Here is an 18,790-nt window from a genome sequence, read left to right on the forward strand (position 1 = left end):
TCAACCTTCCTTCGCCGCCGGCTCGGCCGGAGCGGCGGGGGCGGGCTGTTTCTTCGCCTTGCGCGATTCCTCGAAGCGCTGCAGCACGGCAAAGAACGACGGCACGAACAGCACGGCGAGGCAGGTCGAGGCGATCATGCCGCTGAACACGCTGATGCCGAGCGAGCGCCGCGCATTGGCGCCGGCGCCGGTAGCGAGCACCAGCGGCAGCACGCCGAGAATGAAGGCGAAGGAGGTCATCAGGATCGGGCGGAAGCGGGCGCGGGACGCTTCCTTGGCGGCGTCGAGGATCGACATGCCGTGCAACAGCCGGTTCTCGCGCGCGACTTCGACGATCAGGATGCCGTTCTTGGCTGACAGCGCGATCAGCAGCATCAGGCCGATCTGGGTATAGAGATTGTTGGCGACGCCAAGGCTGGTGAGGGCGATGACGGGGCCGAGCAGGGCGAGCGGCACCGCCGAAAGCACGGCAAGCGGCAGGATCCAGCTCTCATATTGGCCAGCGAGAACGAGATAGACCAGCAGCAGCGACAGGCCGAAGACATAATAGAGCTGGTTGCCGGTGATCTTCTCCTGATACGACATCCCGGTCCATTCAAAGCTGACGTCGCTGGGCAGGATTTTCTTGGCGATGGCCTCCATCGTGGCCAAAGCCTGGCCGGAGCTGAAGCCGCGCGCGGGTCCGCCCACGATGGTCGAGGACGGGTAAAGATTATAAAGCGTATTGAGGGCCGGGCCGACCGCCGTGCCCAGATGGGCGACCGCGCCGAGCGGCACCATGTTGCCGTCCTGGCTGCGGACAAAAAGGTTCAGCAGGTTGTCGGGACGCAGGCGGAATTGCGAATCCGCCTGGGCATAGACCTGCAGCGACAGCCCGAATTTGTTGAACTGGTTGACATAGGTCGAGCCGACATAATCGGTGAGCGTCGAGAAGACGTCGCCGACCGGGACCCGGAGCTGCTGCGCGCGGTCGCGGTCAACGGTGAGGGTCACGCGCGGCGCATCGTTGCGATAAGTGGTCAGGACATTCTGCAGCGAGGGCTCTTTGGCGGCCGCGGCGACGATCGCATCGGTGAGTTTGCCGAGCTTTTCATAATTGGTGTTGCCGCCGAGCAGTTCGAGCTGCATCTGGAAGCCGCCGGCGTTGCCGATGCCCTGGATCGCGGGCGGCGGCAAGACGCGGGCCTGACCGTCGGGAAGATTGGCGAGGGCGGCCGACAGTTTTTTGTAAAGCGAGAGCAGATCCTCGTCCTTGGCCTTGAGCCTCTCGTCGAAGGGTTTGAGCATGACCCAGGCGGCGCCGGCGTTGAACAGGTCAGCGCTGTTGTCGAGCAGGGACATGCCGGTGACGCTGATCACGCGATCGACGCCCGGAATTTTGCGGGCAAGTTCGGCCGTCTTCTGCAACGCCTCGCTGGTGCGGCCCATGGCGGCGCCTTCGGGCAATTGCAGCGAGACCAGCAGATAGCCCTGGTCGTCGATCGGAATGAAGGCGGTGGGAATGCGGGTCAGACCCCAGAAGCCGAGGCCGGAGACGATCAGGGCGATGATGACCATCAGCCCGCTGCGATGGACCATTTTGCCGATGAAATTGGCGTAGCCGCGCTCCATCGGATCGTAGATGGCGTTGAAGGCGCGAAAGAAGAAATTGCGCTTTTCCGGCGGGACAGGCGTACGCAGCCAGAGCGCGCATTGGGTCGGCTTGAGGGTGGCGGCGTTGATGGCGGAGATCAGCGCGGTGGCTGCGATCACCAGCGCGAATTGCGCGAACATATTGCCGGTGAGGCCGGGCACGAAGGCCGCGGGCAGGAACACCGACATCAGGACGAGGGTGATGCCCATGATCGGGCCGAACAATTCGTCCATTGCCTTGATCGCGGCCGGGACGCCGGGCATGCCCTGTTCGATATATTTGGTCACGCCCTCGACGATGACGATGGCGTCGTCCACCACGATGCCGATGGCCAGCACGATGCCGAACAGAGTGGACAGATTGACGGTGAAGCCGAGCGCCGCCATGCCGGCGAAGGCGCCGATGATCGTGACCGGGACGGTCGTCGCCGGAACCAGGGTTGCGCGGAAATTTTGCAGGAAGACCAGGATCACGATCAGGACGAGGATGCCGGCCTGATAAAGCGTCTTGTAGACCTCGGCGATCGAGTCCCGGACGAAAATGGTCGTGTCGTAGGGGATTGAATATTGGAGGCCTTGGGGGAAGCGCTTGGCCATCTGGTCCATCAGCGCCTTGACTTCCTTGCCGACCTGCAGCGAGTTCGAATCCGGCGTCTGGTAGATGGCTATGCCCGCCGCGGGCTTGCCGTTGAGGCGGAACTCCTGGGAGTAGGTCTGCGAGCCGAGTTCGATCCGCGCGACGTCGCTGAGATGGATCAGCCTTCCGCCCTGCGCGGTCTGGTCCTTGATGACGATGCTGCCGAATTCCTCCGGCTGGTCGAGGCGCGACTTGACGTCGATCGTATATTGGAATTCGACGTCTTTCGGCGCGGGCGGCGCGCCAACCTGGCCGGCGGCGATATTCTGATTCTGCTCACGGATCGCCTTGATCACGTCCGACGGATCGAGGTTGAAGCTCTGCAGCTTGCCCGGATCCATCCAGATGCGCATGGCATATTCGCCGGCGCCGATAACCTTGACATTGCCGACGCCGGGCAGGCGGGCGAGGGCGTCGACGAGATTGATCGTCGCGTAATTGCTCAGGAAAAGCGCGTCATATTTGTTGTCCGGCGAACTTAGCGTCACGAACTGCAGGATCGAGGTGTTCTTCTTCTGGACGTTGACGCCCTGGGCCTGGACCGGCTCCGGCAGCGAGGCCAAGGCGAGCTGGACGCGGTTCTGCACCAGAACCTGGTCGATGTTCGGATCGGTGCCGATGGCGAAGGTTATGGTCAGGACATAGGTGCCGTCCGGCGCGCTGGTCGATTCCATATAAAGCATATGGTCGACGCCATTGACCTGGTTCTCGATCGGCAGCGCGATGGTGTTCAGCACGGTCTGGGCGCTGGCGCCGGGATAGCTCGCCGTCACCTGCACCGTGGGCGGGACGACATTGGGATATTCGGAGACTGGCAGGCGGTAGAGCGCCACCGCGCCGATGACGACGAGCACGATCGCCAGCACATTGGCCAGCACCGGACGCTCGATGAAGAATTTTGACATCATCGGCTTGTTTCCTGTTCCGGCTATTGCGCGGCCGTCGTTAATTTCGGCGTCACCGTCATGCCCGCCGAGACGCGCCACAATTCGCCGACCACGATGCGGTCGGTGCGGTTGAGGCCGTCGCTGATCGTCTGCATCGCGCCGACCGTCTGGCCAAGCTGGACATAACGCTTTTCGACGACATTGCCGTCATTGACGATGAGCAGATAACGGCCGCCCTGATCCTCCTGCAAAGCCGTCTGCGGGACCAGCAGGGCGCTCTTTTCGATTTTGCCCATCGGCAGGCGAATCTTGACGAACATGCCCGGCAGGAAGGTCCGCGTCGGATTGGGGAGAACGCCGCGGACATAGAGCGTGCCGGTGGTGGGATCGATCGCGGGCGCGACATATTCCACCGTTCCCTTGTGCGGGAATCCTTTTTCGTCGGAGAGTTGGGCCTCGATCGGAACCTTGTGCAGTTCGGCGAGGGTCAGACGGCGCTGGTCGAGATTGGCGCGGATCTGCAACGCCTGCTGCGAGCTGATATTGGCGACGACATAGATCGGATTGAGCTGGGTGATCTCGGCGAGCACGGCCGTTTGGGCGCTGGCGCCGACCATATTGCCGGCATCGATCAGGTGCTTGCCCATCTGGCCGTCGAACGGCGCGCGCACTTCCGTGTAGCTGAGATTGAGCTGGGCGATCGCGACCTGCGCCTGCGCCGCCTTGATATTCGCCTCGGCGGTCTTCTCCTGGAACACCCAATGATCGACCTCGACCTGCGAGGTCGCGTGTTTCGCCAGCAGCGCGGTGTAGCGCCCGACTTCCAGCTTGGCGTGGTCGCGCGCCACGACCTGCGCTTCGAGTTGGGCCTGGGCCTGCTGGAGCTGGGCCTTGTACTGGTCCTGCTGGACGGTGAAGAGCAGGTCGCCCTTCTTGACGATCGCGCCGTCCTCGAAATGAATCTGCTCCAGATAGCCGGGCACGCGCGCGACCAGCTTGACCTGGTTGATCGCCGCTGCGTTGCCGACGATCTCCAGAGTGTCGCTGACAGTCTGCATCTTCGGCAGCATCACCGGAATTTGCGGCGGCGCCGATTGCGCCTGCGCTTGGGCGGCGGGCGCCGCCGCGGCGGCGAAGAGGGCAAGGGCGGCTGCGAGCCACAAAGGCGCAAGTCCGCGGCGCGCGGAGAAGCGGAAGACGTCTTTCATCGCGATCACCATTGCGGCGGCCTCACAGTCGGTCCGAGGTCAGACGGGCCGGGAAGCCCGGGCGTCGCCGGCGCCTTTTTGCCGGCGGGCGGGAGCAGTTCGCCCCAATTGGTGCGGGAGCGCATTTCGTTGGCGACCGAGGCGGTGACGAAATCGCGGCCCCAGCGGATCTGCCAGCCGCCGCCGAGCGCGCGATAGGCCATGGTCAGGCTGACCGAAACATTGCCTTCGGCCGCGACCAGATTGTTCTGCGCCTGATAGAGATTCTGCTCGGCTGTCAGCACGGTGGTGAAGTCGCGCGTGCCGAGCTGGTACTGGGCGAGCGCCACGGTGAGGGCGCTGCTGGCGGCCGCGACGCTCTGTTTGAGCAGGACGACCTGATGGCGGCCCTGGAGGAAGCCGCTCAATCCATCCTCGACCTCGCGCTGCGCCTTGAGCACGGTGTTCTTGTAATTGATCAGCAGCGCCTGCAATTCGGCGTCCTGGGCGCGGACGTTGTTGGTGATCTGGCCGTAATTCAGGATCGGCCAGCTGAAGGACGGGCCGAAGGCGAAGGTGAGGCTCGGCTGGGTGAACAAGGGCTTGAGGGTTGCGCCGTTCGCGGTGCTCGCGAGCGTGCCGAACGCGCCGCCCAGGGTGAAGGCGGGATAGAGATCCGCCTCGGCGATGCCGACCTGCGCTCCTTGCGCGACCGCCTTCAGCTCGGCCGCGCGCACGTCCGGGCGGCGGCGCAGGAGATCGGCCGGAATGCCGACCGCGACGGTCGCGGGCGGCGCGGGAATCCCGCGCGAGCGGTTGAGCAGACTGTCAATGGTCTGCGGCGGCTCGCCGAGCAGGACGCACAGGGCGTTCTCCTGCTTCTGCAATTGGGCGCTGTATTGCGGTATCGCGGCCTCGGTCTGCGCGAGGACGTTTTTGGCCTGGAAGACGTCGAGTTCGGAAGTGGCGCCGCCCTTGTAGCGGGCCTGCGCTATGTCCAGCGCCTCCCTTTGCTTGATTACGTTCGCCTTGGCGATGGCGATCTGCGCCTGCAGGGTGCGGACCGCGATATAATCATTGGCGACGTCGCCGATCAAAGTAACCAGCACGTCGTCGTAAGTAGCGATCGAGGCGAGATAGGCGGCGTCGGCCGATTCGACCCCGTGCCGGAACTTGCCCCAAAGGTCGATCTCCCACGCGACCTGGCCGCCGAGATCGACGCGCCAGAAATTGTTGCCGATCGCATTGCTGGGGTTGGTGGAGGCGTCCGTGCGCGGAAGCTTGATGTAATCGCCCGAGCCGTTGAGTTGCTGGCTTTGCGGATAGACCTCGCCGATGGCCTGGCCCAAAATCGCGCGGGCCTTGAGCACGCGGGCGCCGGTCTCCATCAGCGTCAGGTTCTGGTCATAGGCGATCAGGACCAGGCGGTTCAGGGTCGGGTCGCGGAAGGCCGTCCACCAGTTGCGGTAGTCCTCGCGGCGGGTTTTCACGGCAGGATTGCGCGCCTCGCGCCATTTCAGGCCGAGCGGCGCGTCCGGCGCGACGAATTTCGGCCCGACCGAACAGGCGGCGAGCGGCGCGAGCAGGAGCAGGGCGGGAAGCCGAGCGAACCGGCGGCAGGGCGGCGCGCCGGACCGTCGGCGCGAGGGCCGGGACATGCCGCGATACTGGTTCATCAAATATCCGTTCCCGGCGTGTTTACCGCGCCTTAAACAAACTGCGCGTTAATGCCATGATTCTGCCGAATGCTATGTTCCGCTGTTTGGACGATCAAGCGGAGCGGAGGCTTTGCGCTTGTTTCCGTCGCCGCGTTGTATTGCCGCAACAGACAGCGTTCTTCGTCGGCAAAGCTTCTCGGCAAAGCTCGATTGCCGCCCCGCTCGGGCGGGGCGGATCACTCGCGCGTCGAGCTTCCGGCGGTCAGGCCAGATAGTCGTGAACGACCTTGCCGAGATCGAGCGTCAGGTCGGCGAGAATATGAACGGCGGACACCACTTCGAGCACCGGCAGTTCCGCGACCGGCGCAAGCGCATGGGAAAACAGGTCGAGCGTCGCCGGCCCCGTCCAGGCGCCTTTGAGGTTCACGTCGATGAGCTTGTACTCGACGATTTCGCAAATGCGCGGCGTTCCATCGACATGCGGAATGATTTTGAGCAGGAAGTTGGGCGCCTCCATCGAGGCCTTCACCGCGGCGAGATCCGCCTGCTTGTGCTTGTAGCCCATGGTCCCGACGGCGACTTCCACCGGCCCGTAATGCAAATGGCCGACCAGAGTGTCGATTTCGACATGAAGGCGCGGCTTGGCCAGTTTTTTCGGAAAGCCCCACAATTCGCGACCGCCGGCGATCGGCGGATGGTCATTGAGGAACATGCAATGGGTGTAGCCGCCCTTGCGGCCCTCGAACGTGACCGGAATGACCTGTCCGGTCTCGGTATAGTCGCCGAAGCCGGTGGAGTCCGGCATTCGGATGAACTCGTATTTGACCAGCGGTTCTTCCACCTGCAGCGGTTCCGGCACGACTTCGCGCAGCTTGGCCGGATCGGTGCGATAGGTGATGATCATATATTCGCGATTGACGAAGCGATAAGGCCCGATCGGATAGGCCGGGCTCGTCAAAGGCATGGCGAAAGCCTGCCGACGGACGTCGTCTTCTTTCATGTCTTGCTCCTTCAAGGGGCGTATGGCGGGCGTCAGGCTTCGTGAGAGAAATCGAAAACGCAGAATCCTTCGCGATTGTGGGGCCGTCGCAGCACTTCCGGATGCCCCAGCGCCTTGCGGGCGGCCGAATAGCCGGCGCTCCAGTGCTCCTCCATCGTGCGGCGGGAAAATTCGAAATCCTTGACCACGCCCTCGTAGCTCTTGGCGTGATAGATCAGATGGACGATGTTGTAGACGGATTCGTTCGATTCCTTCGCCAGATACTCGACTTCGGGCAAAGCGCGGATTTCTTCCGGCAAGTGCTCGTAAACACGGCGGAAGATACGTCGCAGGCGTTGCATGTTGATGACCTGATGGGTCGCTTCGCGGGTGCGGCTTGAATATTGAATGTCCTTCTGCCGCGTTTCCACCTCGGCGAGGTCGCGCGGCAAGTCGCCGGTGGCGCTCCACAGATCGACCTGGAAGGTGAGCGTGTCGCGGCGCGGGTGCGATTCGAGCACCCATTGCAGCGGCGTGTTGGAGACGATGCCGCCGTCCCAATAAAATTCGCCGTCGATCTCGGTCGCCGGGAAGCCCGGCGGCAGCGAACCGCTCGCCATGATGTGACGGAAGTCGATGCGATGGGTCTTGGTATCGAAATAGGTGAAATTGCCGGTGCGGACATTCACCGCGCCGACGCTGAGGCGCGTCGCGCCGGAATTGATCCGGTCGAAATCGACCAGGCGCTCCAGGGTGCTTTTGAGCGGCGAAACATCGTAATAGCCGAGCGCGCTGGGGTTGTGCTCCGGCCAGACGAGCGGCGAGGGGACGCGCGGCTTGAAAAATCCGGTCGCGCCGAGGGCCGCCGCGCCGAAGGCGCGAAACTGGTTGAGGGCGCGGTGAAGGTTTTCGTTGATATGTTTGGCGTGGGGATTGTAGGGCAGACCGAACGGCCCGAGCGGCGGTTCGGTCACCGTCTCCCAGAATTCACGCAGCTTTTCCACCCGCTTCTCGGGCGGATTGCCCGCGATCAGCGCCGAATTGATGGAGCCGATGGAAATGCCGGCGACCCAATCGGGATGAATATTCGCCTCGGCCAGCGCCTCATAAACGCCCGCCTGATAGGAGCCGAGCGCGCCGCCGCCCTGAAGGACAAGGGCGATGCACTTGAACAGGTCTCCGCCGGATTCCGTTGCCGCTGGGCGCGGGATTTGCTCCGTCATGGAAGCTCCTTCGAAAAAGCGCGGCGCGCCGGGAATCGGATTCGCTCGGCGCGCTTTCGAACAAACTCGCCCGGATCGGAGGTCGAGGCAAGACGAGAATTTGCGCGTTGCAGCGCCTTTTTCGCGCCGCGGCGCCGCCTGTCCGCCATAGCGATCCAGGCCGGCCGGCGGGCCCCTCAGCTGAGTGCGCCGATCGTGGCGCCGCCCATCAGCGAGGCCAGCGTTCCCGCGGCAAGCGCGCGGAAGCCCAGCGCGATAATGTCGTGCCTGCGCTCCGGCGCCATGGCGCTCAAGCCCCCGACCAATATGCCGACCGAGCCGAAATTGGCGAAGCCGCACAAGGCGTAGAGCAGGATGAGGCGCGAGCGCGGGCTCAAAGCGCTGGCCGGCGTCGCGGCGAGATCGACATAGGCGATGAATTCGTTGAGCGTGGTTTTCACGCCGAGCAGCCGCGCCGCCGCGTCGAGGTCGGGCGTGTCGATCCCGATGAGATAAGCGAGCGGCCGGAAAATCCACGCGAATATGCGCTGCAGGCTCAGGGGCGCGCCGAAAATGTCGGGCAAGGCGCCGAGGATGGAATTGACCAGCGCCGCCAGAGCCAGCAGCACGATGATATGCGCCAGCACATTGACGAGAATGACCACGCCGTCATTCGTGCCGCGCGCCAGAGCCTCCAGCGCATTGAGCGGCGGGTCCTCGATCACGATCTGGGCGTCACCCGCGGCGCGCGGCGCGAAGGGAATGAGGATGGCGGCGACGGCGATGGCCGCCGGGGCTGAGATCAGGGCGGCGGTCAGGACATGGCCGAAGGCTTCGGGAATGACGGCGCTCAGGATATGGCCGTAGATCACCATGACCGAGCCGGCTATGCCCGCCATGCCGGCGCTCATCAGCGCGAACAGTTCGCCGCGCTGCATCTGCGCGAGATAGGGGCGGATCAGGATCGGCGATTCCACCATGCCGACGAAGAAATTCACCGCCGCCCCGGTGCCGAGCGCGCCCCCGATCCCGACCGAGCGGCGCAGGACGAAGGCCATGCCGGCGACGATTTTCTGCATGATCCCCCAATGGAACAGCAGGGACGACAGCGCGGCGATCACCAGGATGAGCGGAAAGACCTGGAACGCCAGCACCAGGGGCGAGCCCTTGCCATCGGGCGCAAAGGGCAGAGGCGCTCCGCCGATATATCCGAAGACGAAGCTCGTTCCCGCCTCGGTCGCGCGATCGAGCGCGCCGACAGCGGCGGCGAGGCCCGCCATGAAGGCGCTGGCCGGCGGGAATTTCACCAGCAGGACGGCGAGCGCGATCTGCAAAGCGACGCCGGCCGCGACCACGCGCCAGGGAATGGCGCGGCGGTCCTCGCTGAAGAGAAAGGCGAGGCCGAGCAGGCAGGCGAGACCGAAAATTCCGTGCAGGAAATGCATCGCGGGACCGGAGTTTTCAAATGGAGGCTGCGAAGGTCGCGCCGATGGCGCCGAGGATCACCACCGCCCAGGGAGGGACTTTCCACGCCGCAAGCAACAGAAAGGCCAGGACGGCGAGGGCGAAGTCGCTCGGCGAAAAGATCGCGCTGGTCCAGACGGGATTATAGAGCGCCGCGAGCAGCAGGCCGACCACGGCGGCGTTGACGCCTTTGAGCGCGCCCTGCGCCTTGGGCCGCGCGCGCAGGGCGCGCCAGAAGGGCAGGACGGCGAGCACCAGCAGGAAAGACGGCAGGTAGATCGCGACGAGGCAGAGCAGGGCGCCCGCCGCGCCATTGGGCGCCTCGCGCATCGCGGCGCCGAGAAAGGCGGCAAAGGCGAACAATGGCCCGGGCACGGCCTGCGCCGCGCCGTAACCCGCAAGGAACACGCTGTTGTCGATCCAGCCGGGCGGAACGACCGCCTGCTGAAGCAGGGGCAGGACGACATGGCCGCCGCCGAAGACCAGCGCGCCGGCGCGGTAGAAGGAGGCGAACAGGGCCACGCCATGGCTCTGCGTCGCCGCCGCCGCGAGCGGCAGGCCGAACAGGAGCGCGAGAAAGGCGAGGGCGGCGGCCAGCGCGCCGCGATGGCCCTCGATCCTGAGCGCCGGCGCCGGGGCGGCGGGTCCGGCGAGGAAGAAAAGGCCGAACAGGCCGCCGGCGGCGATGGCGGCGATCTGCCCGCCCGCCGAGGGCAAAGCGAGAACCAAAGCGGCGGCGCAGACGGCCAAAGTCGCGCGGATTCGATCGGGGCACAGGTTCTTGGCCATCGTCCACACCGCCTGGGCGACGACGGCCAATGCGACGATCTTCAGCCCGTGCAGCCAGGGTTGGCGGGCGAGGTCTCCGAGCCCTGACAGGCCATAGGCGAAAGCGACGAGCGCGAGGGCCGAGGGCAGGGTGAAAGCCGTCCAGGCGACGAAGCCGCCGCACAGGCCGGCGCGACGCAGGCCGAGCGCGAAGCCGACCTGGCTCGACGCCGGGCCGGGCAGGAACTGGCAGAGCGCGACGAGATCGGCATAAGAAGCCTCGTCGAGCCATTGGCGCCGTTCCACGAATTCGGCGCGAAAATAGGACAGATGCGCGACCGGGCCGCCGAAACTGGTCAGTCCGAGGCGGAGAAAGGCCCAGAAAACCTCAAGACAGGCGCCGTTTTTTTTCTCCAAAGTGCGAATCCCGGCCAATGACGCCGGGATCATGGCCCGGGCGCGGCGTGGGCGCAAATCGGCGGCGGCGCTTGCGCTTCTCGTCACGCGCGCGCAAATTTCGGCCATGCGCGCCCTCGAACTCGGCAAGGTCTATCAGAAGCTCGAACCCGGACCCGTCGTGCTGGTGGCGACGGCGGAAGGCGGGCGCGCCAATGTCATGACCATGTCGTGGCACATGATGGTGGAGTTCAATCCGCCGCTGATCGCCTGTGTCGTTAGCGAGGCCAATTTTTCTCACCGGGCGCTGACAAAAACCGGCGAATGCGTGATCGCGATCCCGCCCGCCGATATGGCGGAGACGGTCGTCGCCATCGGCAATTGCTCGGGCCGCGAGGTCGATAAATTTGCGCGTTTCGGCCTGACGGCGGCGCCCGGACATGAGGTCGCGGCGCCGCGTATCACGCAATGTATCGTCAATATCGAATGCAGGGTCGTGGATCGCCAGCTTGTTGCGCGCTATAACCTGTTCATTCTCGAAGCGGTGAAGGCCTGGATCGATCCCGGGCGCGCCAAAGCGAAAACGTTGCATCATTGCGGCTACGGCCGTTTCTTGCTCGACGGCGAGGAACTGCGGCTGCGATCCGCCAAGGCCTGATCACGCGGGCATTTCCATCGGGAGCAGGGGGAGCAAATGAGGGTTTATCGCCTTTCGCCTCAGCGCCGCGACGATCCGTCGTGGAAATATTCGATCGAGAAGGCCCATGTCTGGACTTGCGCGTCGACACCGGACGAGGCGCGCGACATCGTCGCCGCCAAGACCGGCTTCGCCAAGCTGGCCGAGCCCGGCGCCGTCTCGCCCTGGAAGGACGAGCGCGTCACCAACTGCGTCGAGGAGCCGACGATGACTTATCCCGATCCCGGCGAGGTCATCCGCGAGGATGGCAGCCCGGTTTCGGATTGACATGCAAGCCGGGATCGCCATGCGCTCGATGGCCGCGGCCGCGATGCTCCTCGCTCTGGCCCTTCCCGCCGGCGCCGAGGACAGGCCTTCGGCGCCGTCCGAGGCCGTTGTCGCCTTCGGCGCCTCCCATCCTGATTGCGCGGAATGGACCGACGGCTGCGTGATCTGCGTGCGGGGCGCCGACGCCCCGCATTGCTCGACGCCCGGCATCGCCTGCCAGCCGGGCGAGACCTTGTGCCGGAACTCGAAGAAATAAGCCGGCGCGGTCGTTACATGCCGGGCGCGCCCTTCAGAATTTCATCGGCTTTTTTCTTCTGTTCCTTTGACAACACGCCGTAGAGCGGTTGAATGGCCGCCTCCATCCCGCGAAGGGAATTGAGTTGGTCCGACAGCCGCATCTCCATCACCTTCATGGAGTCAAGAAGATTTGCCGAGGCCAATCTTCGAGCTTGTTCTTGATCTGAGAGGCAGGAAGACATCTTTTTCTGTTTGTCGGCGCGGAAGGATTCGGCGAAAACACCCCAGGCCGGTTCTTGCTCTTGAGTTATGTTCAGTTCTGCTTTGATAAAGGCCAGTTGACCATCGACATGCTGGTCGGCTTGGCACGCCATTGCCGGATAAGCTGCGCCCGGACCGGCTGGTCGAGCCATGCCAGCCTCTTGCGCCATCGCCGCGTCGGCAGTCGCTAGAATAGTCATGACGGTAATGCCTACTTTCAGCAGCTTCATCATCTTTTCTCTTGGCCCCAGGGTTGTTCGACAGAGCTTAAATCAGCGCTCGTGCATGAAATCGGTCGTCCACATCGCTGGAATTGCACGGAAGCCTCACCAGAGAGCGACCTGTGGCGATACATAGGTGACCGACGAATAAGTTGGAGAAGAAACCGTTGGGCAAATGCAGATTGCGCATGTGTGGGTCCTATGGGCAATCCGTCGAGGGCGATAAGTATAGCTGTATACGTATTCTGGCTCAGAATAATAGGCATAGCTATATACGGGTGGCGGAAACCAGTAGAATGGGCGTGGGTATAGGTCATAAGCATAGAATGGATATCCAAAGCCATAGAATGGATCGCCGAAGCCGTAAGGGGGATATCCGTAAGCATAGAACGGATAGCCCAAGCCAAAATATGGATCGTAAAGATAGGGATCGAGCGGGTATCCCTGGGCCAGGGTGGAATACCATAGCGCGCCGCCAACGAGACCCAAGCCGAGCGCAAGCCCGAATCCGGAGCCGTAACCAGCGCCCCATCCCCAACCGGGGTAGCCGCCCCAGCCCGGATTATAGAATCGATTGGCGCCAGCTACGCCATTGGTGAAATTGCCATATCGAACTTGGGCGCCGGTCAGGCCGCCGCGGTTCTGCAGTCGGCCGATATTGCCGCGTCCCGCGCCGCCAAAGCCGCCGCGGTAACCGCCGACCCCGCCACGATAAGCGCGCGCGCCGAAACTTCGGCTTCGGAAGCCGCCGCCTCCTCCATGATAGGCGCGGGCGCCGAAACTTCGGCTTCGGAAGCCGCCGCCTCCGCCATGATAGGCGCGGGCGCTGAAACTGCGGCTTCGGAAGCCGCCGCCCCCGCCATGATAGGCGCGCGCGCCGAAACTTCCGCTTCGGAATCCGCCGTGGAAACCTCCAAACCCCCTGCCGCCATAGCCTCCGTGGAAGCCGTGAAAGCCTCCACCCCCCCCGCCATGAAAGCCGCCTCGGCCGAAACCCGCGGCGACCGCCGCCGCAGGATTCGCCAATCCCACCGCGATGCTCAGGGCTGTGGTCGAAAGCAGGGTGAGAATGCGTTTTATTGACAGCTTCATTGGTCCTCTCTTTGGCGCGGAGGCGGGCATGTAGGAGGCATAAAACGGGCATTTTCATGAAGGCGGGGATCAGGGTTCGGCGGCGGCTCCGTGTATTGTTCGACGTCAGAAATTGCTTGCCAGCCTGGCGAGACGATCTGCAAAATGCGGACAAGAACGAGCCCTAAATGATCCGATGCCGCGCGAAAAACCAGCGTTTGACGAAATAAACCGCGAGGAGATAGGCGGCGGTGACCGCCGCGAGCGCCGCCAGGAGGGGGCCGGGCAGGGGAACGAATCCCAGCCATGACGCCAGCGGCGAAAAGGGCAGGGCGAGCGCGGCCAGGAAGGCGCTCATCGTGGTCGCCACGAGCGCCGGATGCGGCCTGTCGCGCAGCGGATCCGTGGTGCGAATCAAAAAGATCACCATGACCTGGGTGGCCATGGATTCGACGAACCAGCCGGTATGGAACAGCGATTCATTGGTCTTGAAAGCCCATAGCAGCAAAGCGAAGGTGACATAGTCGAAAACCGAGCTCAGCGGCCCGAAGATCAGCATGAACTTGCGGACGGTGTCGAAGTCCCAGCGGTGCGGCTGCGCCACCATGGACTCGCTGACCCTGTCCAGCGGGATCGCCGTCTCGGAAAGGTCATAAAGCAGATTATTCAGCAAAATCTGCGTTGGAAGCATCGGCAGAAATGGCACGAAAAGCACGGCGCCCGCCATCGAGAACATATTGCCGAAATTCGAGCTCGTGCCCATCATGATATATTTGAGAATATTTGCGAAGGTCCGCCGGCCTTCGCGCACGCCGTCGGCGAGCACGTTGAGATCCTTGCGCAGCAGGATCATCGACGCCGCCTCCTTGGCGACATCGACGGCAGTGTCCACCGAAAAGCCGACATCCGCCGCGTGCAGCGGCGGCCCGTCGTTGATGCCGTCGCCCATATAGCCGACGACATGGCCCTTGCGCCGCAGGGTCGAGATGATCCGCGCCTTTTGCGGCGGCGTCACCCGGCAGAACAAAATCGTGTCGTCGATCCGCGCCATCAGCGCCGCGTCCGTCAGCTCTGCGATCTCCGGTCCGGTCAGCGTCCCGGTCACGTCGACGCCGAGTTCGCCGCAAACATGGCGGGTGACGAGTTCGTTGTCCCCGGTCACCACCTTGACGGCGACGCCAAGACTCGCAAGCGAAGCCAGCGCCTCGCGGGCGCCCTCCTTCGGCGGATCGAGAAAGGCCAGAAATCCCGCGAAGGTCAGTTCGGTTTCGTCGGCGACGCTCGCGTGCCGGCGATCGGGCTCGACCTCGCGCGAGGCGACCCCGAGAAGGCGGAAACCTTCCGCGCTCAGCCGATTGAACGTTTCCTCGGCTTGTTTGCGCGCGCCGGCGTCGAGCGGCCTGCATGTCCCTCCGTCGTCGTAGGTTTGCGACAAGCGAAGCACGTCCTCCGGCGCGCCCTTGACGACGATCATCCGCCTTCCTTCGCCTTCGACCAGGACGGAGACCCGCCGCCGCTCGAAATCGAACGGCTGCTCGTCGATCTTGCGCCATTGCGCGAGATGGGGCGCTTCCACCGCGAGGATGGCCTCGTCCAGAGGGCTCTTGATCCCGGTCTCGAAGGCGGCGTTGATCTGCGCCAGATGCATGACATTGCCGCTGTCGCGCCCGGCGAGGTCCACTTCGCGGATGAGCTTGATGCGCGCTTCGGTCAAGGTGCCGGTCTTGTCGCTGCAAAAGACGTTCATGCTTCCCAGATCGTCGATCGCCGTCTGGCGCTTGACGATCACGCCCTTTTTCGCCATCCGCAGCGCTCCGCGGGCAAGCGTCACCGAGACGATCATCGGCAGCAGTTCCGGGGTCAGGCCCACTGCGAGCGCCAGGGCGAACATGAAGGATTCGAGCGCCTTCCTGTGGAACAGAAGATTGATCAGGACGACGAAAAGGACGAGAAAGATGGTCGCACGAACGATCATCATCCCGAATTTCTGGATTCCCACCGCAAAAGCGGTCGGCGGCGGCGGCTTTTGCAATGCGCGGGCGATGGCGCCGATCTGGGTGGCGCGGCCGGTCGCGAAGACCACGGCCCGGGCCGCTCCGCTCACGACCGAGCTTCCCATGAAGACGAGATTGGGCGGCAACGCTATTTCCGGCGCCGTCGCGGGCGGATTCGCCTCCTTTTCCGCCGGATAGGCTTCGCCGGTGAGGAGCGCCTCGTCGACATAGAGATCTTTCGACTCAAGCAGACGGGCGTCTGCGGGAACTAGATCGCCAGCCCCGAGCAAGAGGACGTCGCCGGGCGCGATTTCGGTCGCGGCGATCTCGACCTGCCGCCCGTCGCGCAACGCCGTCGCCTTGAGCGACACCTGCGCCCGCAGGCGTTCGGCGGCGTTCTGCGCCTGATAATCCTGCGCCACGTCGAGGATGACCGACACCAGGACGATCGCGCTGATGATGGCGAAGCTCGCGATGTCGCCGGTGAAGGCGGACACGGCGGCGGCGAAAAGCAGGATGAGGACCAGCGGATTGGCGAAGCGTCCGAGGAAGTCGAACAACAGCCGCTTCCGTTTGGCGGATTCGACCTGATTCGGCCCGGAGGCTCGCAACGCCGCCGCCGCGCCTGCGGCGCTCAGGCCGTTTTCGTCGCTGTTCAGCGCGCGCAGCAGATCGGCGATCGGCTGGACAGCGGTCTTTGAAATTTCCGGCGTGGCGCGGTCGGCTTGTCGTTTCGCGGAGGACGTCATTGGATTCGGGCGATTCATGGTTCCTCCCGGCGCAAAATGCGTTGGAGCCTGTCCTCGGCCGCGCCGAAGCTAGCCTTCGCCGCCGCCGACGGCAACACGGAATCCGGCTCCGTCCTTCGGCCGTTCGGGCCTACGCTTGTTCCCGCCTGCCCGAAGCGGCAAAATGCCGCTCGCAAGCGCGCCCGGATTCGATTCGCGGCGCCCTTCTGATGCGGCGGAAGGGGACTTTCTGATGCGCTGTCCCTATTGCGGCAGTCTCGACACTCAGGTGAAGGATTCGCGACCGACCGACGATTCGTCCTCGATCCGCAGGCGCCGCGTCTGTCCGGATTGCGGCGGGCGTTTCACCACTTTCGAGCGCGTGCAGTTGCGCGAACTGACCGTGATCAAGAAATCCGGCCGCCGCGCGCCTTTCGACCGCGACAAACTGGCGCGCTCGGTGCAGATCGCCTTGCGCAAGCGCCCGGTGGACCCCGAGCGGGTGGACCGCATGATCAACGGCCTGGTGCGCCAGCTCGAAAACCAGGGCGAGGCGGAAATTCCCTCCGAAACCATTGGCGAATTGGTGATGCAGGGGCTCAAAACGCTCGATGAAGTCGCCTATGTGCGTTTCGCCTCGGTCTATCGCAATTTCCGGGAGGCGCGCGATTTCGGCCCGCTGCTCGACGAAATCGCCGATGAGGAGGCCGCGCGCCGCAAGGAGGAGGACGCCTGAAATGGCGCTGTCGGAGCAGGACATGCGCTTTTTTCGCGCCGCGCTCGCGTTAGGCCGGCGCAATCTCGGCGCGACCGCGCCCAATCCGGCGGTCGGCGCGCTGGTCGTGCGCGACGGCGTGGTGGTGGGTCGCGGCTGGACGGCGCCTGGCGGGCGTCCGCACGCCGAGACCCAGGCGCTCGCTCAGGCCGGCGATCTGGCGAGAGGGGCGACGCTTTATGTGACGTTGGAGCCCTGCGCCCATCACGGCAAGACGCCGCCCTGCGCCGAAGCCGTGGCAGCTGCGGGAATAGCGCGCGTCGTCGGCGGCCCTACCGACCCCGACGACCGGGTGGCGGGCGAAGGCTATGGTCTGCTGCGGCGCGCGGGACTCGAGGTCGAGGCCGACGTTCTGCCGGAGGAGGGGCGGCGCGCCCATCGCGGCCACATCCTGCGAGCGACCGAGGGCCGGCCGATGGTGACGCTGAAGATCGCCGAGACGGCGGATGGGCAGGCGGCGGGCGGCCCGCACGATCGTCGCCTTGCGATCACCGGCGCTGCGGCCAATCTGCGCACCCATGTCCTGCGCGCGCTGCACGACGCGATCATGGTCGGGGTCGGCACGGCGCTCGGCGACGATCCGCTGATGACCGTGCGCCTGCCGGGCTGCAATCGCAAGCCCTTGCGCGTGGTGCTCGACGCCCGGCTCGACCTGCCTTTGCGTTCTCGGCTGGTCGTCGGCGCGCGGGATTTTCCGACGCTCGTCTTCTGCGGCGCCGAGGCCGCGCCGGCGCGCCGCGTCGCGCTGGAAGATCACGGCGTCGAAATCGCGACCTGCACATTGACCGATGGCCGGATCGACCTCGGCGCCGCTTTGCGCCAGCTTGGCGCGCGCGGGATCACCCGGGTTTTTTCCGAAGGCGGGCCGCGTGTCGGCGCCGCTCTGATCGCGCAGGCGCTCGCCGATGAAATGATTCTGTTCACGGCTCCGAAACCGCTTGGGCGCGAGGGTGTGGAGTCGCTGTCGCCGCAGGCGCGCGAGACACTGGCGGACCCGGGCGTCTATCGCATTATGGAACAGGGATTGCTCGGCGCCGACCGTTTCATCCATTACGAAAGAAACTGAATGTTCACTGGCCTCATCAGCGACGTCGGAACGCTCCTGTCGGTTGAGCCGCGCGGCGACCTCAAGCGGCTCAGGATCGCGTCGCATTATCCGCATGACAGTCTCGCGATGGGCGCCTCGGTCGCCCATAACGGCGTCTGCATGACGCTCGTCGGCTTCGGCCCGCGCGCCGAGGGCGACTCCTATGTCAGCTGGCACGAGGCGGACGCCGCGGCGGAGACCTTGGCTGTGACCACCGCGGGCGCCTGGGCGCCGGGCGAAAAGATCAATCTGGAGCGGGCGCTGCGGATCGGCGACGAACTCGGCGGCCATTTGGTGTCGGGCCATGTGGACGGCGTCGCGACCATCGCGTCGCGGCGCGATTTTGACAATATGGCGCATTTCGAGATCGAGGCGCCGAAGGCTCTGGCGAAATTCATCGCCGAAAAAGGCTCCGTGGCGCTGGATGGAACCTCCCTCACGGTGAACAAGGTGGAGAAAACCCGCTTCACCATTCTGCTCATTCCGCACACGCTGGAAGTGACCAATTGGGGCGGCCGCATGGCCGGCGACAAAATCAATATCGAAGTGGACACGATGGCGCGTTACGCCGCGCGGCTCGCCGAGGCGGCGGGTGAGTAAGGCTCGGGTTCCGCTTTCGAGCCATGGGGAGGCGCTTATCCT

At 64.4% G+C, this 18,790-nt stretch carries 16 protein-coding genes; 6 read left to right on the forward strand and 10 right to left on the reverse strand.

Annotation, left to right across the window (positions count from 1 at the left end; all coding sequences use genetic code 11):
* The 7 genes from K2U94_RS10130 to chrA all read right to left on the reverse strand — a co-directional run bounded on the left by K2U94_RS10130 (position 1) and on the right by chrA (position 10,864).
* On the reverse strand, positions 1–3,177 hold the full coding sequence (locus K2U94_RS10130; RefSeq protein ID WP_243067093.1) for an efflux RND transporter permease subunit: 3,177 nt from the start codon (positions 3,175–3,177) through the stop codon (positions 1–3).
* Between the two features lie 20 nt (positions 3,178–3,197).
* The gene (locus K2U94_RS10135; RefSeq protein WP_243067094.1) at positions 3,198–4,364 is read right to left on the reverse strand and encodes an efflux RND transporter periplasmic adaptor subunit; all 1,167 of its coding nucleotides are present in this window, start codon (positions 4,362–4,364) and stop codon (positions 3,198–3,200) included.
* Between the two features lie 5 nt (positions 4,365–4,369).
* A complete protein-coding gene (locus K2U94_RS10140; RefSeq protein ID WP_243067095.1) occupies positions 4,370–6,019 on the reverse strand; it encodes an efflux transporter outer membrane subunit in 1,650 nt (549 codons plus the stop codon).
* A 244-nt stretch (positions 6,020–6,263) separates the two neighbouring features.
* On the reverse strand, positions 6,264–7,001 hold the full coding sequence (locus K2U94_RS10145) for an acetoacetate decarboxylase (RefSeq protein WP_243067096.1): 738 nt from the start codon (positions 6,999–7,001) through the stop codon (positions 6,264–6,266).
* A gap of 32 nt (positions 7,002–7,033) precedes the next feature.
* Positions 7,034–8,203, reverse strand: coding sequence for a patatin-like phospholipase family protein (locus K2U94_RS10150; protein WP_243067097.1), 1,170 nt, complete (start codon positions 8,201–8,203; stop codon positions 7,034–7,036).
* 176 nt (positions 8,204–8,379) lie between these two features.
* Positions 8,380–9,627 carry a NupC/NupG family nucleoside CNT transporter gene (locus K2U94_RS10155; protein ID WP_243067098.1) on the reverse strand — a complete coding sequence of 416 codons (1,248 nt, stop codon included), beginning with the start codon at positions 9,625–9,627 and terminating at the stop codon, positions 8,380–8,382.
* Positions 9,628–9,643: 16 nt separating this feature from the next.
* Positions 9,644–10,864 (reverse strand): chromate efflux transporter, encoded by a 1,221-nt coding sequence (gene chrA, locus K2U94_RS10160; RefSeq protein ID WP_425332515.1) that lies wholly within the window; start codon positions 10,862–10,864, stop codon positions 9,644–9,646.
* A 73-nt stretch (positions 10,865–10,937) separates the two neighbouring features.
* Here chrA and K2U94_RS10165 point away from each other — a divergent pair, with 73 nt between their 5' ends.
* Genes K2U94_RS10165 through K2U94_RS10175 form a run of 3 tightly spaced genes read left to right on the forward strand, consistent with a single transcriptional unit; the run spans position 10,938 to position 12,030 of the window.
* The gene (locus K2U94_RS10165; protein ID WP_243068846.1) at positions 10,938–11,468 is read left to right on the forward strand and encodes a flavin reductase family protein; all 531 of its coding nucleotides are present in this window, start codon (positions 10,938–10,940) and stop codon (positions 11,466–11,468) included.
* Positions 11,469–11,504: 36 nt separating this feature from the next.
* On the forward strand, positions 11,505–11,774 hold the full coding sequence (locus tag K2U94_RS10170) for a hypothetical protein (protein ID WP_243067100.1): 270 nt from the start codon (positions 11,505–11,507) through the stop codon (positions 11,772–11,774).
* A gap of 1 nt (position 11,775) precedes the next feature.
* A complete protein-coding gene (locus K2U94_RS10175) occupies positions 11,776–12,030 on the forward strand; it encodes a hypothetical protein (protein WP_243067101.1) in 255 nt (84 codons plus the stop codon).
* Between the two features lie 13 nt (positions 12,031–12,043).
* Here the strand turns inward: K2U94_RS10175 and K2U94_RS10180 are convergent, their stop codons facing one another.
* From K2U94_RS10180 to mgtA, 3 genes are all read right to left on the reverse strand, one after another.
* Positions 12,044–12,505 (reverse strand): Spy/CpxP family protein refolding chaperone, encoded by a 462-nt coding sequence (locus K2U94_RS10180; protein ID WP_243067102.1) that lies wholly within the window; start codon positions 12,503–12,505, stop codon positions 12,044–12,046.
* 93 nt (positions 12,506–12,598) lie between these two features.
* Complete coding sequence (locus tag K2U94_RS10185) at positions 12,599–13,585, reverse strand: hypothetical protein (RefSeq protein ID WP_243067103.1); 987 nt, start codon at positions 13,583–13,585, stop codon at positions 12,599–12,601.
* A 163-nt stretch (positions 13,586–13,748) separates the two neighbouring features.
* A complete protein-coding gene (mgtA, locus tag K2U94_RS10190; RefSeq protein ID WP_243067104.1) occupies positions 13,749–16,325 on the reverse strand; it encodes a magnesium-translocating P-type ATPase in 2,577 nt (858 codons plus the stop codon).
* A 214-nt stretch (positions 16,326–16,539) separates the two neighbouring features.
* On the opposite strand from mgtA, the gene nrdR reads away from it, so the two are divergent.
* The 3 genes from nrdR to K2U94_RS10205 are packed head-to-tail and all read left to right on the forward strand — an operon-like array spanning position 16,540 to position 18,748.
* Positions 16,540–17,022: a transcriptional regulator NrdR gene (gene nrdR, locus K2U94_RS10195; RefSeq protein ID WP_243067105.1), complete on the forward strand. Its 483-nt coding sequence runs from the start codon at positions 16,540–16,542 to the stop codon at positions 17,020–17,022.
* A 1-nt stretch (position 17,023) separates the two neighbouring features.
* Entirely contained in the window at positions 17,024–18,127 is a 1,104-nt protein-coding gene (ribD, locus tag K2U94_RS10200; protein WP_243067106.1) for a bifunctional diaminohydroxyphosphoribosylaminopyrimidine deaminase/5-amino-6-(5-phosphoribosylamino)uracil reductase RibD, read from the forward strand.
* The gene (locus tag K2U94_RS10205) at positions 18,128–18,748 is read left to right on the forward strand and encodes a riboflavin synthase (protein ID WP_243067107.1); all 621 of its coding nucleotides are present in this window, start codon (positions 18,128–18,130) and stop codon (positions 18,746–18,748) included.
* Positions 18,749–18,790: the final 42 nt, after the last annotated feature.

This window comes from Candidatus Rhodoblastus alkanivorans, from assembly GCF_022760755.1.
GTDB classification, from domain to species: domain Bacteria; phylum Pseudomonadota; class Alphaproteobacteria; order Rhizobiales; family Beijerinckiaceae; genus Rhodoblastus; species Rhodoblastus alkanivorans.

Coding starts and splice junctions, on each gene's coding strand:
- K2U94_RS10175 (WP_243067101.1), top strand. CDS start 11,776: ATGCAAGCCGGGATCGCCATGCGCTCGATGGCCGCGGCCGCGATGCTC.
- K2U94_RS10150 (WP_243067097.1), bottom strand. CDS start 8,203: ATGACGGAGCAAATCCCGCGCCCAGCGGCAACGGAATCCGGCGGAGAC.
- K2U94_RS10145 (WP_243067096.1), bottom strand. CDS start 7,001: ATGAAAGAAGACGACGTCCGTCGGCAGGCTTTCGCCATGCCTTTGACG.
- K2U94_RS10130 (WP_243067093.1), bottom strand. CDS start 3,177: ATGATGTCAAAATTCTTCATCGAGCGTCCGGTGCTGGCCAATGTGCTG.
- K2U94_RS10180 (WP_243067102.1), bottom strand. CDS start 12,505: ATGATGAAGCTGCTGAAAGTAGGCATTACCGTCATGACTATTCTAGCG.
- nrdR (WP_243067105.1), top strand. CDS start 16,540: ATGCGCTGTCCCTATTGCGGCAGTCTCGACACTCAGGTGAAGGATTCG.
- K2U94_RS10170 (WP_243067100.1), top strand. CDS start 11,505: ATGAGGGTTTATCGCCTTTCGCCTCAGCGCCGCGACGATCCGTCGTGG.
- mgtA (WP_243067104.1), bottom strand. CDS start 16,325: ATGAATCGCCCGAATCCAATGACGTCCTCCGCGAAACGACAAGCCGAC.
- K2U94_RS10185 (WP_243067103.1), bottom strand. CDS start 13,585: ATGAAGCTGTCAATAAAACGCATTCTCACCCTGCTTTCGACCACAGCC.
- chrA (WP_425332515.1), bottom strand. CDS start 10,864: ATGATCCCGGCGTCATTGGCCGGGATTCGCACTTTGGAGAAAAAAAAC.
- K2U94_RS10140 (WP_243067095.1), bottom strand. CDS start 6,019: ATGAACCAGTATCGCGGCATGTCCCGGCCCTCGCGCCGACGGTCCGGC.
- K2U94_RS10165 (WP_243068846.1), top strand. CDS start 10,938: ATGCGCGCCCTCGAACTCGGCAAGGTCTATCAGAAGCTCGAACCCGGA.
- K2U94_RS10135 (WP_243067094.1), bottom strand. CDS start 4,364: ATGAAAGACGTCTTCCGCTTCTCCGCGCGCCGCGGACTTGCGCCTTTG.
- K2U94_RS10205 (WP_243067107.1), top strand. CDS start 18,128: ATGTTCACTGGCCTCATCAGCGACGTCGGAACGCTCCTGTCGGTTGAG.
- ribD (WP_243067106.1), top strand. CDS start 17,024: ATGGCGCTGTCGGAGCAGGACATGCGCTTTTTTCGCGCCGCGCTCGCG.
- K2U94_RS10155 (WP_243067098.1), bottom strand. CDS start 9,627: ATGCATTTCCTGCACGGAATTTTCGGTCTCGCCTGCCTGCTCGGCCTC.